Origin of the sequence: Rhizobium sp. GN54, from assembly GCF_021026345.1 — a bacterium.
Classification (GTDB): domain Bacteria; phylum Pseudomonadota; class Alphaproteobacteria; order Rhizobiales; family Rhizobiaceae; genus Mycoplana.
Window position 1 is genome coordinate 273,961 of the sequence record NZ_JAJNCZ010000004.1, and the last position, 14,644, is coordinate 288,604.

General features: G+C 65.6%; 14 protein-coding genes and 1 pseudogene. 11 read left to right on the plus strand and 4 right to left on the minus strand.

The features are described from left to right. Positions 1 to 77 precede the first annotated feature (77 nt). The 5 genes from LQK81_RS13355 to LQK81_RS13375 all read left to right on the plus strand — a co-directional run bounded on the left by LQK81_RS13355 (position 78) and on the right by LQK81_RS13375 (position 4,321). Complete coding sequence (locus LQK81_RS13355) at positions 78 to 842, plus strand: N-acyl amino acid synthase FeeM domain-containing protein (RefSeq protein WP_442967128.1); 765 nt, start codon at positions 78 to 80, stop codon at positions 840 to 842. 200 nt (positions 843 to 1,042) lie between these two features. Further along, positions 1,043 to 1,267 (plus strand): aa3-type cytochrome c oxidase subunit IV, encoded by a 225-nt coding sequence (locus LQK81_RS13360; protein ID WP_230806857.1) that lies wholly within the window; start codon positions 1,043 to 1,045, stop codon positions 1,265 to 1,267. An 84-nt stretch (positions 1,268 to 1,351) separates the two neighbouring features. After that, positions 1,352 to 2,503: a Re/Si-specific NAD(P)(+) transhydrogenase subunit alpha gene (locus tag LQK81_RS13365; protein WP_230806858.1), complete on the plus strand. Its 1,152-nt coding sequence runs from the start codon at positions 1,352 to 1,354 to the stop codon at positions 2,501 to 2,503. Continuing rightward, entirely contained in the window at positions 2,503 to 2,913 is a 411-nt protein-coding gene (locus LQK81_RS13370; protein WP_183804836.1) for an NAD(P) transhydrogenase subunit alpha, read from the plus strand. Before LQK81_RS13365 ends, LQK81_RS13370 begins: the two co-directional genes overlap by 1 nt. Positions 2,914 to 2,923: 10 nt before the next feature. Next, on the plus strand, positions 2,924 to 4,321 hold the full coding sequence (locus LQK81_RS13375; RefSeq protein ID WP_230806859.1) for an NAD(P)(+) transhydrogenase (Re/Si-specific) subunit beta: 1,398 nt from the start codon (positions 2,924 to 2,926) through the stop codon (positions 4,319 to 4,321). A gap of 173 nt (positions 4,322 to 4,494) precedes the next feature. Here LQK81_RS13375 and LQK81_RS13380 read toward each other — a convergent pair whose 3' ends face one another. After that, positions 4,495 to 5,382 (minus strand): tetratricopeptide repeat protein, encoded by an 888-nt coding sequence (locus LQK81_RS13380; RefSeq protein WP_442967137.1) that lies wholly within the window; start codon positions 5,380 to 5,382, stop codon positions 4,495 to 4,497. Between the two features lie 284 nt (positions 5,383 to 5,666). After that, on the minus strand, positions 5,667 to 5,894 hold the full coding sequence (gene rpsU / locus LQK81_RS13385) for a 30S ribosomal protein S21 (RefSeq protein ID WP_097137118.1): 228 nt from the start codon (positions 5,892 to 5,894) through the stop codon (positions 5,667 to 5,669). A 326-nt stretch (positions 5,895 to 6,220) separates the two neighbouring features. On the opposite strand from rpsU, the gene LQK81_RS13390 reads away from it, so the two are divergent. The 6 genes and pseudogenes from LQK81_RS13390 to LQK81_RS13415 form a co-directional block, all read left to right on the plus strand. Next, positions 6,221 to 7,474, plus strand: coding sequence for a sarcosine oxidase subunit beta family protein (locus LQK81_RS13390; protein ID WP_230806861.1), 1,254 nt, complete (start codon positions 6,221 to 6,223; stop codon positions 7,472 to 7,474). 64 nt (positions 7,475 to 7,538) lie between these two features. Further along, the gene (locus LQK81_RS13395; RefSeq protein WP_230806862.1) at positions 7,539 to 7,883 is read left to right on the plus strand and encodes a sarcosine oxidase subunit delta; all 345 of its coding nucleotides are present in this window, start codon (positions 7,539 to 7,541) and stop codon (positions 7,881 to 7,883) included. After that, complete coding sequence (locus tag LQK81_RS13400) at positions 7,880 to 10,873, plus strand: sarcosine oxidase subunit alpha (RefSeq protein ID WP_230806863.1); 2,994 nt, start codon at positions 7,880 to 7,882, stop codon at positions 10,871 to 10,873. The genes LQK81_RS13395 and LQK81_RS13400 overlap by 4 nt, the downstream gene beginning before the upstream one ends. Continuing rightward, positions 10,866 to 11,414, plus strand: a complete 549-nt coding sequence (locus LQK81_RS13405; protein WP_230806864.1) for a sarcosine oxidase subunit gamma — start codon at positions 10,866 to 10,868, stop codon at positions 11,412 to 11,414. Before LQK81_RS13400 ends, LQK81_RS13405 begins: the two co-directional genes overlap by 8 nt. Positions 11,415 to 11,479: 65 nt before the next feature. Beyond that, entirely contained in the window at positions 11,480 to 11,737 is a 258-nt protein-coding gene (locus LQK81_RS13410) for a type II toxin-antitoxin system RelB/DinJ family antitoxin (RefSeq protein ID WP_230806865.1), read from the plus strand. Between the two features lie 27 nt (positions 11,738 to 11,764). After that, positions 11,765 to 12,010: pseudogene (locus LQK81_RS13415) on the plus strand (type II toxin-antitoxin system YafQ family toxin); the annotation flags it as partial. Between the two features lie 2 nt (positions 12,011 to 12,012). On the opposite strand, the gene LQK81_RS13420 reads toward LQK81_RS13415, so the two are convergent. Beyond that, on the minus strand, positions 12,013 to 12,501 hold the full coding sequence (locus LQK81_RS13420) for a MaoC family dehydratase (protein ID WP_230806866.1): 489 nt from the start codon (positions 12,499 to 12,501) through the stop codon (positions 12,013 to 12,015). Positions 12,502 to 12,614: 113 nt separating this feature from the next. Further along, entirely contained in the window at positions 12,615 to 14,576 is a 1,962-nt protein-coding gene (gene glgX, locus LQK81_RS13425; RefSeq protein WP_230806867.1) for a glycogen debranching protein GlgX, read from the minus strand. Positions 14,577 to 14,644 lie beyond the last annotated feature (68 nt).

The following is a 14,644-nucleotide window of genomic DNA, read 5'->3' on the forward strand; positions in this document are numbered from 1 at the left end:
CACAAATTGACCGAAATGATTGAGTGTATCCCGGCGGTGGGGCAGCCGCGGTCATTTCAATCGGGGGTTTGTGTTTCATGGCCAGCGTGCAATCGGCGACCAATCGGTTTTCAGACAAGCTCATGCAACTTCTGGATCAGGTAGAATATCGCCGGGTCGAGACCGGGGAGGACATGGAGGAGGTCGCCCGCATCCGCTACAAGGCCTACAAGGCCGGCGCCGTGATGCATCTGGGCGACGATTCGCCGCTTCTGATCGACGAGGTCGACTTCGACAGCCATGCCTATGTCTTCGGCATCTACTACGAGGAACGGCTGATCTCGACCGTGCGCCTGCACCATGTGACGCCCGAGCATCGCGTCACCTCGTCCGGCAAGGTGTTTCCCGACGAGATCACCGCCTTCCTCGACGCCGGCATGACGCTGATCGATCCCGTCCGCCTGGCCGCCGATCCGGAGATCTGGAGCGAGATGCCGGCCATTCCCTATCTTACGCTCAGGCTCGCCACGATGGCGACCGACTATTTCCAGACCGACCGCTGCCTGCAGATGGTCAAGCCGGCCCATTCCGCCTTCTACAAGCGCGTGTTCGATGCCGACTTCGTGGCCTCGCCGAAGAGCAACCAGGGCAAGTTCATCATCGACCTGATGCTGATGGCGACGCGGGTGAAGGAGGTTCTGCCGAAGCTCTACGAGCGCTTCCCCTTCTTCAAGTCGGAGCCCTTCGAGCGGCGGATGATGTTCGACCGGAGCGGCGACCCTCTGACGGTCCGGCCGACGGCGCGGCTCGCCCATTTCGGCACCAGCCGCATCCAGATCAACCCGGCGAACATCATCGGCTAACCTCCGATTTTTCCTGGGCTCCGCATCGGCCCGGTCCATCGGAAAATGCGCGGTTGCGCGTTGCGCTTTTGCCAGCCTTTGTGTAAGGCCAGAGACGGTGGAGATTGTGCAAGGCGCGGCGTTGCGGCGGCCGGCACCTTCGCAACGAGGAGGCGGATCGACGGTTCGGCGTCGAACGCATGCAGACAGGAGACGATAGCATGGCAGAACATCACTCCGGGCCGGTCGAGACGGGTGCTCCGATGGATTATTCCGAGCACGAGAAGACCTACGAGTTCTTCATCGCCGCGACGAAATACGGCACGATGTTCTGCGTGACGCTCCTGATCGCCATGGCTGCCGGCTTCTTCACCGGTGCGGGCTTCTTCTCCGCGCTGATCCTGCTGATCGTCCTCAACGTTCTCGGCTTCGTCATCCTCCGCTAGCGGTTCCCTTCCGGACCGGCTGACGCGGCGCCCCTTGCCGGGCGCCGGGAGAAATTGGCGCGACCAACTCGGGGGAGGATTGGCGTGGGTGAGGTAGTGTTCGTGTCGCGGGAAACGGATCCCGCGGAAAGCCGCGTCGCGGCATCGGTCGAAACAGTCAAGAAGATGAAGGCCCTGGGCTTCGACGTCGTCGTCGAGGCCGGTGCCGGGGCGGCATCGCGCATTTCCGACGACGATTTCGCCGCGGCGGGCGCCACGGTCGGGACCGCGGCGGATGCCAAAGGCGCCGACGTGGTTCTGAAGGTGCGCCGGCCGAGCACGGCGGAAATCAAGTCCTACAAGTCCGGCGCGATCGTGATCGCGATCATGGATCCGTACGGCAACGAGAAGGCGCTGGCGGCGCTGGCCAAGGCCGGCCTGACGACGTTCGCCATGGAACTGATGCCGCGCATCACCCGCGCCCAGTCGATGGACGTCCTTTCATCGCAGGCAAACCTCGCCGGCTACCAGGCGGTGATCGACGCTGCGGCCGGGTTCGACCGCGCCATGCCGATGATGATGACGGCCGCGGGCACCGTTCCGGCGGCCAAGGTGTTCGTCATGGGGGCGGGCGTCGCCGGCCTGCAGGCGATCGCCACTGCACGGCGGCTGGGCGCCGCCGTCACCGCAACCGACGTGCGTCCCGCCGCCAAGGAGCAGGTCGCCTCGCTCGGGGCCAAGTTCATCGCGATCGAGGACGAGGAATTCAAGGCGGCGGAGACCGCCGGCGGCTATGCCAAGGAGATGTCGAAGGAGTACCAGGCCAAGCAGGCAGCACTGGTGGCCGATCACATCGCCAAGCAGGACATCGTCATCACCACCGCGCTGATCCCCGGCCGTCCGGCGCCGAAGCTCGTCACGCGCGACATGCTGCGGAACATGAAATCGGGCTCGATCGCCGTCGACCTCGCCGTCGAGCGCGGCGGCAACATCGAGGGATCCGAGCCGGGCAAGGTCGTCGACGTCGAGGGCGTCAAGGTCATCGGCTATCTCAACGTGCCCGGCCGCATCGCCGCCTCCGCCTCGCTGCTCTATGCCAAGAATCTCGTCACCTTCCTGGAGACCCTGGTCGGCAAGGATACCAAGGCGCTTGCCGTCAACCCGGAGGACGAGCTGGTCAAGGCGACCATGCTGACGCAGGCGGGGGCTGTGGTCCATCCGAACTTCGCGGCGGCCGACAGCAAGGGAGGCGCATGATGGCAAACGAACTTCTGGACAAGGCAATCGCCGATCTCGAGCGCGCGGTCGAAGCGGTCCGCACGGCGGCGGAATACGTTCCCGACGCTGCGGGCGCTGCCGCCCACGGCGTTTCCGGCGGGGCTATCGATCCCTTCGTGTTCCGCCTCGCGATCTTCGTGCTGTCGATCTTCGTCGGCTACTATGTCGTCTGGTCGGTGACGCCGGCGCTGCACACGCCGCTGATGGCGGTGACGAACGCGATCTCGTCGGTCATCGTCGTCGGCGCGCTTCTGGCCGTCGGCATCTCGCTTTCCGGTGTCGCCACCGGCTTCGGCTTCATCGCCCTCGTCCTCGCTTCCGTGAACATCTTCGGCGGCTTCCTCGTCACGCAGCGCATGCTGGCGATGTACAAGAAGAAAGAGAAGTGAGGTCGCACTGATGTCCCCGAATATTGCTGCCTTCCTCTATCTCGTCTCCGGCGTGCTGTTCATCATGGCGCTGCGCGGCCTGTCGCATCCAACCACCAGCCGGCGCGGCAACATGCTCGGCATGGCCGGCATGGGGATCGCCATCGTCACCACGCTGCTGCTGGCCACGCCGTCCTTCGGCGGGCTCGTACTGATCGTGCTCGGGCTTGCCATCGGCGGCGGGGCAGGGGCCTATATCGCCCGCTCGATCCCGATGACCTCGATGCCGCAGCTCGTCGCCGGCTTCCATTCGCTGGTCGGCCTGGCGGCCGTGCTGGTGGCGTCCGCCGCGCTCTATTCGCCGGCCGCCTTCGGCATCGGCGATGTCGGCTCCATTCACGCCCAGGCGCTGGTCGAGATGGCGCTCGGCGTCGCGATCGGCGCGATCACCTTTACCGGCTCGATCATCGCCTTCCTGAAGCTCGACGGGCGCATGTCCGGCAAGCCGATCCTGCTGCCCTACCGGCACCTGATCAATGCCGCGCTGCTGGCGCTGATCGTCTTCTTCATCTTCGGCCTCGCGGTCAGCGAGAGCCATTTCGACTTCTGGGCGATCGTGGTGCTGGCGCTGGTCCTCGGCGTGCTGATCATCGTGCCGATCGGCGGGGCCGACATGCCCGTGGTCGTGTCGATGCTCAACTCCTATTCGGGCTGGGCTGCCGCCGGCATCGGCTTCACGCTCGGCAACCTGGCGCTGATCATCACCGGTGCGCTGGTCGGTTCCTCGGGCGCGATCCTCTCCTACATCATGTGCAAGGGGATGAACCGTTCCTTCGTCTCGGTCATCCTCGGCGGCTTCGGCGGCGAGACGGCGGCTGCGGCCGACGACGGTGTCCAGCGCACGGTCAAGCAGGGCTCGGCCGACGACGCCGCCTTCCTGATGGCGAACGCGTCCAAGGTCATCATCGTGCCCGGCTACGGCATGGCGGTGGCGCAGGCGCAGCATGCGCTGCGGGAACTCGCCGACAAGCTGAAGGCGAACGGCGTCGAGGTGAAATATGCGATCCATCCCGTCGCCGGCCGCATGCCCGGCCACATGAACGTGCTGCTCGCCGAGGCCAACGTGCCCTATGACGAGGTGTTCGAGCTGGAGGACATCAATTCCGAGTTCGCCCAGGCCGATGTCGCCTATGTCATCGGCGCCAACGACGTGACCAATCCGGCCGCCCGCGACGACAAGACCTCGCCGATCTACGGCATGCCGATCCTCGACGTCGACAAGGCCAAGACCTGCCTGTTCGTCAAGCGCTCGCTGGGCTCCGGCTATGCCGGCATCGACAATACGCTGTTCTACAAGGACGGCACGATGATGCTGCTCGGCGACGCCAAGAAGATGACGGAAGACATCGTCAAGGCGATGAACCACTGAGGCGTCGCAAGGGCGTCACGGATCTGCACTACCTGAAAATGCCCGTCGATTCGGCGGGCATTCTCGTATCGGCCCTGCGAGCCGGCGCGGACCCCATGCCATCGCGAAAAGAAGAACCCGGAGAGCGGCGGCTCCCCGGGTTTAATATATCGTTCGCGAAATACGGGTGAGGCTTACGCCGCGCCGCCGCGGGTGCGGGAGACACCGTCCTTGGCCGGCTGGTACTTCGGGTCGAGGCGCAATGCGTGCGAATAGGATTTCGCGGCCTTCGCCATGTCGCCGCGGCGCTCGTAGATCAGCGCCTGGTTGGTCCAGGATTCGGCGTTCTTGCCGTCGAGGCCGATCGCGGTGTTGAAGTCGGCAAAAGCGTTGTCGTCGTCGCCCTGGGCGGCATAGGAGAGGCCGCGGCCGTTGTAGGGCTCGGCCGAGCTCGGAGAGAGCGAGATCGCCTTGGAGAAGTCCTCGATCGCCGGGCCATGCTGGCCGCGGCGCTGGTAGATCAGGCCGCGGTTGTGATAGGCGCGGGGATCGGTGGTGTCGAGGCTGATCGCCTTGTTGAAGTCGTTGAAGGCTTCGTCGACCCGGCCCGCCTGGCGGTAGAGATTGCCACGGCCGATATAGGCGACGTCGTAGCTTGGGTTGATCTGCAGCGCTCTGTTGTAGTCGGAGGCTGCATCGCCCTGCCGTCCGAGACTGCGCTGGACGAGCGCGCGGTTGGCATAGGCCTGGTAGAAGCGCGGGTTGAGCTCGATCGCCCGGTCGAAATCATCGATCGCCTTGCGATAGTCGCCGGCGCGGCCATAGGCCGATCCGCGGACGTTGTAGCCTTCCGGATCCTGCGGGTTCGCCGCGATCACGCTCGAGAGCGAGGCGATGTTCTCCGTGGAGCCCTGGGCACGCTCGACGCGGATGACATCGGTGCTCATACTGGCGCTCTGGCAGGCGCTGAGCGATGCGGCGGCAATGATGGAGAAGAGAGCTGCGGCCGTGGGCCTGCGGAGATCCGAAGCGGGAACAAGGCGTTTCAGGGAGAAAGGCGATTGTCCCGTGGTTGCTGCCATTTTCAAGATAGACGTCCCTCAACAAGGCGCTTCATGCGCCGATCCTGCATCCGCCGGGATGCTCCTCGCCACGTCGTGGCTGTCCGACGGGCAATGCCCGGGCTCTTCGTGCGGGGTGCGCCATCGGTCGCATCCCCGCCGCCCAGCCTTCCCGACGTCCAGGGCAAGCTTATCCAGCCGTCCCGCTCGATGTGCCTTGCTGTCCCCGGCGCATCAAAAAAGGCGGTGGCAATCGCTTCGCCACCGCCAGACCTTGCATTCGAAAACGTCGAAAAAACGACGGATCAACGAGCCGTGCGGCCGCCGCTGACCAGGCCCTCGCGCTGGGCGCGCTTGCGGGCCAGCTTGCGAACGCGGCGAACGGCTTCAGCCTTCTCGCGAGCGCGCTTCTGCGACGGCTTCTCGTAGTAGTCCCGCATCTTCATTTCGCGGAAGATACCTTCGCGCTGCATCTTCTTCTTGAGAGCGCGGAGCGCCTGATCGACGTTGTTATCGCGGACTAGTACCTGCACGAGTATCCCGTTCCTTGGTTTGTGTTGAACGCCTCGGGGCATCAGGTCAACGAGGCAATACATATATCGTTTCGCAGGCCGGACGGCGTGCGATTGGATGCTCGGATACCAGATCATCGCGGCCAAGTCCAGACGGTTCGGCTGAAACCGGTGCAAAATTAACGGAGCCGCCCGAGGCAGCGCAATCGCGACAACGGGGCTTCTGGCGGGATGTCGCAAGCGTCACATGGGGCGGCGGAATGCGTCGCAAAGAAAACGTTGTAACCCGGCCAGATTTGCTTTCTATCGACGACACGGAAATGACCCGGACATACGGAGTAAGGCGGATGCGCAAATATTCGGTCTTCGCCGTCGCACGCGAGGCGTTGCGCGGCCACAAGGGATGGGAGCCCCAGTGGGTTTCGCCCGAGCCGCGCCAGGAATACGACGTCATCATCGTCGGCGGCGGCGGCCACGGACTGGGTGCCGCCTACTACCTCGCCAAGGAGCACGGCATCACCAATGTCGCGGTGATCGAGAAGGGCTGGCTCGGCGGCGGCAACACCGGCCGCAACACCACCATCATCCGCTCCAACTATCTCTACGACGAGAGCATGGACATCTACGAGCACTCGCTGAAGCTCTGGGAGGGGCTGAGCCAGGAGCTCAACTACAACGTCATGTACTCGCCGCGCGGCGTGATGATGCTGTCGCACAACGTCCACGACCGGCAATCTTTCAAGCGCCACATCCATGCCAATCGCCTGCACGGCATCGACAACGAGTGGCTGACGCCGGAGCAGGCGAAGGAGTTCTGCCCGCCGCTCGATATCGCCGCCACCGCCCGCTACCCGATCAACGGCGCGGCCCTGCAGCGCCGCGGCGGCACGGCGCGCCACGACGCGGTCGCCTGGGGCTATGCCCGCGCCGCCTCCGACCGGGGCGTCCACATCATCCAGAACTGCGAGGTCAAGGGCATCCGCCGCGGACCGGGCGGCGAGGTCACCGGCGTGGAAACGTCGCGCGGCTTCATCGGCGCCAGGAAGATCGCCGTCTCGGCTTCGGGCCACAATTCGGTGATCATGTCGATGGCGGACGTTCGCGTGCCGCTGCATTCGGTGCCGCTACAGGCGCTCGTGTCCGAGCCGATGAAGCCGATCTTCCCCTGCGTCGTCATGTCGAACACGGTGCATGCCTATATCTCGCAGTCCGACAAGGGCGAACTCGTCATCGGCGCAGGCACCGACCAGTACAATTCCTACTCCCAGACCGGCGGGCTGCAGATCATCACGCATACGCTGGACGCCATCTGCGAGCTCTTCCCGATGTTCCGGCGAGTGAAGATGATGCGCCAGTGGGGCGGCATCACCGACAACACGCCGGACCGCTCGGCGATCCAGGGCGTCACGCCTGTCAAGAACCTGTTCGTCAACTGCGGCTGGGGCACCGGCGGCTTCAAGGCGACGCCGGGCTCGGCGAACCTGTTCGCCCATTTGATCGCCAAGGGCGAGCCGCACAGGCTCGCCGCCGGCCTGACGCTGGACCGCTTCCGCACCGGACGCCTGATCGACGAGGCCGCCGCCGCCGCGGTGGCGCACTGAACCCATTTTCCCCGCGCGTCCGGCGGCCCGATCGCGGCAGCCGGCGCGGGACAGGAGAGACCGCATGCTACTGATCCATTGCCCCTATTGCGAGGAAGAGCGCTCCGAGCTCGAGTTCCGCCACGGCGGCGACGCGCATATCGCGCGGCCGACCAACATTGCCGATATCTCGGATGAAGAATTCGAGGCGTTCTTCTTCCTGCGCGACAACCCGAAGGGCCTCATCTTCGAGCGCTGGCGCCACGTCCACGGCTGCGGCCGCTTCTTCAACGCCGCACGCGACACTGTCAGCGACAAGTTCTTCGCCAGCTACAAGGCCGGCGAGCCGAAACCCGACATTCCCGGCGTCTCACCCGCCACGGAGAAGACGGTCGAAACCTACGAAGCCACGGAAGGGACTGCGAAATGAGCGGCGCCAATCGCATTGCCGGTCAGGGCCGCCTGACGCCTGCCAGGACTGCGCGTTTTTCCTTTGACGGAAAGAGCTACGAGGCGCTGGAGGGCGACACCGTCGCCTCGGCGCTCATCGCCAACGGTGTCCATCTCGTCGGCCGTTCTTTCAAGTATCACCGCCCGCGGGGTATCGTCTCCGCCGGCCCTGAGGAGCCGAACGCGCTGATCGACGTCGCCCGCGACGCCGCCCGCCGCCAGCCAAACGTGCGTGCGACGGTGCAGGAAGTGTTCGACGGCATGAAGGCCACCTCGCAGAACCGATGGCCGTCGCTGTCCTTCGATGTCGGCGGGTTCAACAACCTGCTGTCGCCCTTCTTCGCCGCGGGCTTCTACTACAAGACCTTCATGTGGCCGAAGGCCGCCTGGGAGAAGGTCTACGAACCCTTCATCCGCCGCGCCGCCGGTCTCGGCACGGCGCCGACGGAAGACGATCCGGACCATTATGCCAACCGCTACGCCACCTGCGACGTGCTCGTCGTCGGCGCCGGCGTCGCGGGCCTTTCCGCAGCGCTCTCGGCTGCCGCCACCGGCGCGCGCGTCATCCTCTGCGACGAGCAGCCTGAAGTGGGCGGGGCACTGCACTACGACCGGTCCGTCACCGTCGACGGTAAGGATGGCTTCGCCTGGGCGCAGGCCGCCGCCGCAGGGCTCGCGGCGATGGAGAACGTCACCGTGCTGACGCGCACGACCGCGTTCGGCTACTACAATCACAACTTCGTCGGTCTCGTCGAGCGGGTCACCGATCACGTCGCCCGTCCGGACAAGAAGGCCCCGCGCGAGCGGCTGTGGCAGGTGCGCGCCAAGCGCGTCATCCTCGCCACCGGCGCGATCGAACGCCACATGGTCTTCGGCAACAATGACCGGCCGGGCATCATGCTGGCGTCTGCCGCCCGCACCTATCTCAACCATTTCGGTGTCGCCGTCGGCAAGAAGGTCGCCGTCTATACGGCGAACGATTCGGCCTACGAGGCGGCCTTCGACCTGAAGCGCGCAGGCGTGCAGATCGCCGCAATCGTCGACAGCCGCGCCAAGCCGGGCGATGCGGTGCTGAACGAGGCCCGCAGCCACGGCATCGAGGTGCTGACCGGCCATTCGGTGATCGACACCAAGGGCCACCGCCGTGTGTCCTCCATCGTCGTCTGCCGCAACGGCGGTGGCGGCAAGCGCACGATCGCCGTCGATGCGCTTCTGACCTCGGCCGGGTGGACGCCGTCGGTGCACCTGTTCTCGCAGTCGCGCGGCAAGGTCGCCTACAATGCCGAGACCGGCCAGTTCCTGCCCGGTACCTACGCGCAGGACTGCCTGTCCATCGGGGCCTGCAACGGCACGGGAAGCCTGCAGGCGACGATCGAGGAGGCGCTGGCGGCGGGCGAACTGATGGCGCGGGCGACCGGCAACGAGGGCGGCGCGAAGGTCCAGTTGCAGGCGGAGAACGCCTTCGAATGGACCGGCGGCATGGCCGGTGCAGCGGAGGGCGCGGGTGCCGATACCAACGTCAAGGCGTTCATCGACTTCCAGAACGACGTCTGCGCCAAGGATATCCGCCTCGCCGTGCGCGAGGGCATGCACTCGATCGAGCACATCAAGCGCTTCACGACGAATGGCATGGCAACCGACCAGGGCAAGCTCTCCAACCTGCACGGGCTGGCGATCGCAGCCGAGACGCTGGGGCGCGAAATCCCCAAGGTGGGGCTCACCACCTTCCGCGCGCCCTATACGCCGGTGACCTTCGGCACGATCATCAACCATTCGCGCGGCGACCTGTTCGACCCGGCCCGCAAGACGCCGATGCATGCCTGGGAGGAGGCGCACGGCGCCATCTTCGAGGATGTCGGCAACTGGAAGCGTGCCTGGTACTATCCGCGCGCCGGCGAGACCATGCACGAGGCGGTCGACCGCGAGTGCAAGACCGTGCGCGAGGTCGCCGGCGTATTCGACGCCTCGACGCTCGGCAAGATCGAGGTCGTCGGCCCGGATGCGGCCGAGTTCCTCAATCTGATGTACACCAACGCCTGGGACACGCTGAAGCCCGGCCGCTGCCGCTACGGCATCATGTTGCGCGAGGACGGCTTCGTCTATGACGACGGCGTCGTCGGCCGCATCGCCGAGGATCGCTTCCACGTCACCACCACGACCGGCGGCGCGCCGCGGGTGATGAACCACATGGAGGACTATCTCCAGACGGAGTTCCCGCACCTGAAGGTGTGGCTGACGTCCACCACAGAGCAATGGGCGGTGATCGCGGTCCAGGGGCCGAAGGCGCGCGAGATAATCGCGCCGCTCGTGGAAGGCATCGACGTTTCCAACGAAGCGTTTCCGCATATGAGCGTGCGCGAGGGCAGGATCTGCGGCGTGCCGACCCGGCTGTTCCGCATGTCGTTCACCGGCGAGGCCGGCTACGAGGTCAACGTTCCCGCCGATTACGGCCAGGCGGTGTGGGAGGCGATCTGGGCCCGGGCGGAGGCGCTCGGCGCCTGCGCCTACGGCACCGAGGCCATGCACGTGCTGCGCGCCGAGAAGGGCTATATCATCGTCGGCCAGGACACGGATGGCACGGTGACGCCCTTTGATGCCGGCCTTGCCTGGGCGGTGTCGAAGAAGAAGTCCGACTTCGTCGGCATCCGTGGCCTGAAGCGGCCGGATCTCGTCAAGGAAGGACGCAAGCAACTCGTCGGCCTGAAGACGAAGGACCCGAAGGTGGTGCTGGAGGAGGGCGCGCAGATCGTCGCCGATCCGAACCAGCCGATGCCGATGAAGATGATCGGTCACGTCACCTCGGCCTACTGGTCGGAAAACTGCGGCCAGTCGATCGCCTTCGCCCTCGTCGAGGGCGGGCAGACGCGCATGGGGCAGACGCTCTACGTGCCGATGCCGGACCGCACGATTGCGGTCGAGGTGACGGACATGGTGTTCATCGACAAGGAAGGAGTTCGCCTCAATGGCTGAACAAGCACTTCGCAAGGCGCCGCTCGGCGGCTTCCACGGCGGCTCCGCCGCAGCCCATGTCACTGCTGCAGGCCCTGCCACGCGCCTGTCGCTGCGGGCCGGGGCCGACGCCGTTCCCGCGCTGTCGAAGGCGCTCGGGCTCACCCTGCCACAGAAGCCGAAGACGTCGGCATCGGCGAACGGCCGCCATGCGTTGTGGCTCGGTCCGGACGAGTGGCTTCTGATCGACGAGAGCAGTGCGGATCTCGCGGCCCTTGCCGCGAAGGCAGATGTGCTGCATTCGGCGGTCGACGTCTCGCACCGCAACACCGCTGTGCTCGTCGCCGGCGAAAGGGCGGCCGAGGCGATTGCGAGCGGCAGCCCGCACGACCTGTCGCCGAAGGTCTTCCCGGTGGGGGCCTGCGCGCGCACGGTGCTCGGCAAGATCGAAGTGGTGATCTTCCGCACCGGCGAGCAGGAGTACCGCGTGGAATGCTGGCGCTCCTTCGCGCCATACGCCTTCGCGCTGCTCGCGGAGGGGGCGGAAGACGCAGGGCTGTGACCCTCGCACACACTTGAAAGCGCATGAATTTGTAGCTACATTGGAGCCACTCCATGGAGGCTCCAATGGCTAGCGACACCGTTGTTCGCGCAAGAATCGATAGTGAAACGAAGTTGAAGGCCGCCGCCGCTCTCGAGGCGATGGGCCTCTCCGTATCCGATGCCATCAGATTGCTGATGATGCGCATCGCCGACGAGCGCAGGCTGCCTTTTGAGGTGAAGGTCCCGAACTCGAAATCTGTCCGGGCCATGGAACAACTGGAAATCGGCAAGGGCAAGCGTTTCGACAGTGCGGATGCGCTGTTCAAGGATCTCGGCCTCTGAACGCGTGTCCCGGTCCGCTCCGCCAAGTTCAAGCAGGACGTTCGGCGGGCGGAAAAGCGAGGCTGCGACATGGCCAAGCTCAAGGAGATTTTGCTCCTTCTCATCGAGGCCCGCCCGATTCCCGGCTCCTATCGCGATCACCCCTTGAAGGGCCGCTGGCGCGGCTATCGCGATCTGCATATCGAACCGGACTGGCTGCTTCTCTATCGGGTCACCGAAGATGAAGTCCATCTTGCGAGGACCGGCACGCATTCCGACCTGTTCGATGAATAGGCTCAGGCATCCTCCGGCCGGTCGTTCGGATCGAACTGGATGATGGTCATCCAGTTGGCGGTCAGCGCGGGCTTTCGTTCGTTTTCGATCTCGACGGTGACGTCGTAGGTGACCATCAGCATGCCGCCGCCGCGGAAGCGGGCGTCGGCCATGGTGAAGCGGCCGCGGACGCGCGCGCCGGATTTCACCGGCGTCATGAAGCGGACCTTCTCGAAGCCGTAGTTGATCCCCATCGTCTGCTCGATCACCCGCGGCAGGCAATCGTAGTTCATCGCCGACAGGAGCGACAGCGACAGGAACCCGTGGGCGATGGTGCCGCCGAACGGGGTTTCGGCGGCGGCGCGGACCGGATCGGTGTGGATGAACTGATGGTCCTCGGTCGCCTCGGCGAAGCGGTCGATCATGGTCTGGTCGACGGTGAACCAGCGGGACACGCCAATCTCCTGCCCGACGAGGCTTCTGACGTCGGCGAGGTGAATTTCGCGAGGCATTCTCGATCCTTTCGCCCGGCAAGATATGCGTATTCCGCTGCGCGATCTTTAGCCTATGCAGAGCCGGTTGATAACTGGTTTCACTGCGATTTTCCGTCCCGACGCCTGCGGGGTCACGATGAGGCGAGAAGAATGTCGATGCTGCGCGGGGCGATCGTATCCGGCGGGGCGTCGCTCTCGGCCAGGAGGCTTCGCCATGACCTGCCGATGGCATCGAGGGCAAGCGCCACAGGCTCGGCGCGCCGGTTGATGCAGAGGGCCAGCCGGACCTTGCGCCCGGACTCGTCGTCGCTTTCGAGCAACATGACCAGGGCGCCGGCGTCAGGTGCCTCCCAGTCGGAAACCTGCATCGGCGCACCGTCGGGACGAAGCCAGACGACCTCGCCATCGTTGCCGAAGAACGCGGGATCCGTGAACACGGCGAAGCGGCGGCGGATCGCGGCAAGGGCGGCGGCATGGGCGATCAGTCCCGCGTCGAGGCTCGCCCAGTCGAGCCAGGTGATGGCATTGTCCTGGCAATAGGCGTTGTTGTTGCCGTTCTGGCTGCGCCCGCCCTCGTCGCCGGCGGTGAGAAGCACCGTTCCCTTCGACACGAACAGGCTTGCCAGCAGCGCTTTCACATCGCGGCGGCGCGCGGCGCGGATGTCCGGATCGTCCGTCTCGCCCTCGACGCCGTTGTTCCAGGCGTGGTTGTCGTTGTGGCCGTCGCGATTGTCCTCGCCGTTCGCCTCATTGTGCTTGTCGCGATAGGAGACGAGGTCCGCCAGGGTGAAACCGTCATGGGCGGCGACGAAGTTGACGCTACGGGTGTACGTCGCGCCGTTGCGGCCGAAGATATCGGAGGAACCGCAGAGTGCGGTGGCAAAGGCGCCCATCCGCCCGGGATCGCCGCGCCAGAACAGGCGGGTATCGTCGCGGAAGCGGTCGTTCCATTCGAGAAAGGTGTTGGGGAAGTTGCCGAGCTGGTAGCCGCCGGGGCCGATATCCCAGGGCTCGGCGACCAGGATCCGGTCGGCCAGGACCGGGTCGGCCCGCATCTCCTCGAACAGGACGGCCTTCGGATCGAAGCCTTCGGCCGTTCGCCCAAGGATCGGGGCCAGGTCGAAACGGAAGCCGTCGATGCCGGCATGGGCGACGAAGTGGCGCATGCTGTCGAGGATCAGGCGGCGGACGACAGGATGGTCGCAGGCGATCGTGTTGCCGCAGCCGGTGTCGTTGACAAGGACGGCCGGATTGCCGGCGTTGTGGCGGTGGTAGGTCCGGTTGTCGAGGCCGCGCATGGACAGCGTTGCGCCGAAGCGGTCGCTCTCGCCGGAATGGTTGAAGACCAGGTCGAGGATGACGCCGATGCCCTCGGCGTGCAGCTTGGCCACGGTTGAGGCGAGGTCGGCCATTCCGCCCGGCGCAAGCCGCGGATCCAGCGCCATCATCGCGATCGGGTTATAGCCCCAGCTGTTGTGCAGCCCGAGCGGGGGGAGGTGGCGTTCGTCGATCCAGGCGACGATCGGCATCAGCTCGACGGCGTCGACGCCGATGCGCTTCAGATGGGCGATCACCGCAGGGTGGGCAAGCGCTGCGATCGTGCCGCGCAGAGGCTCCGGGATATCGGGATGAAGCATGGTGAAGCCGCGGACGGCGACCTCGTAGATGACGCCGCCGCGGCGGAAGCGCGGGGGAGTGATTTCCACCGGCCGGTCTGCGGTGACGATCGCCTTCGGCACGAGACCGGCCGTGTCCACGCCATATTGCGTAAGGCGGACATCGTGGACGAAGCGGCGGTCCAGCTCTCTGGCATAGGGATCGACCAGGAGTTTCGCCGGATCGAACCAGAGGCCGTCGTCGGGAGAATAGACGCCGTCTGCCCGCAGGCCGTAGCGGCTGCCGGGGCCGATGCCCTCGACGAAGGCCTGGTGGAGATCGCCGGTGCGCCGCATCGGGATCCGGCGGGTCTCCTGCCGCCCCTCGTCGTCGAAGAGGCAAAGGTCGATCCGGGCGGCATCCTGCGACCGGACGGCGAAGGCGACGCCGCCGTCCCGTGCCGTGGCCCCCAATGTCGCGTCGAGCGGTTCTGGCATCGCTTGGACGAGCCTCCGGCGGATGGAGTGTCCCTTCTCGCCTTTCGGGGAGAGGGCGGTCCGAAGGA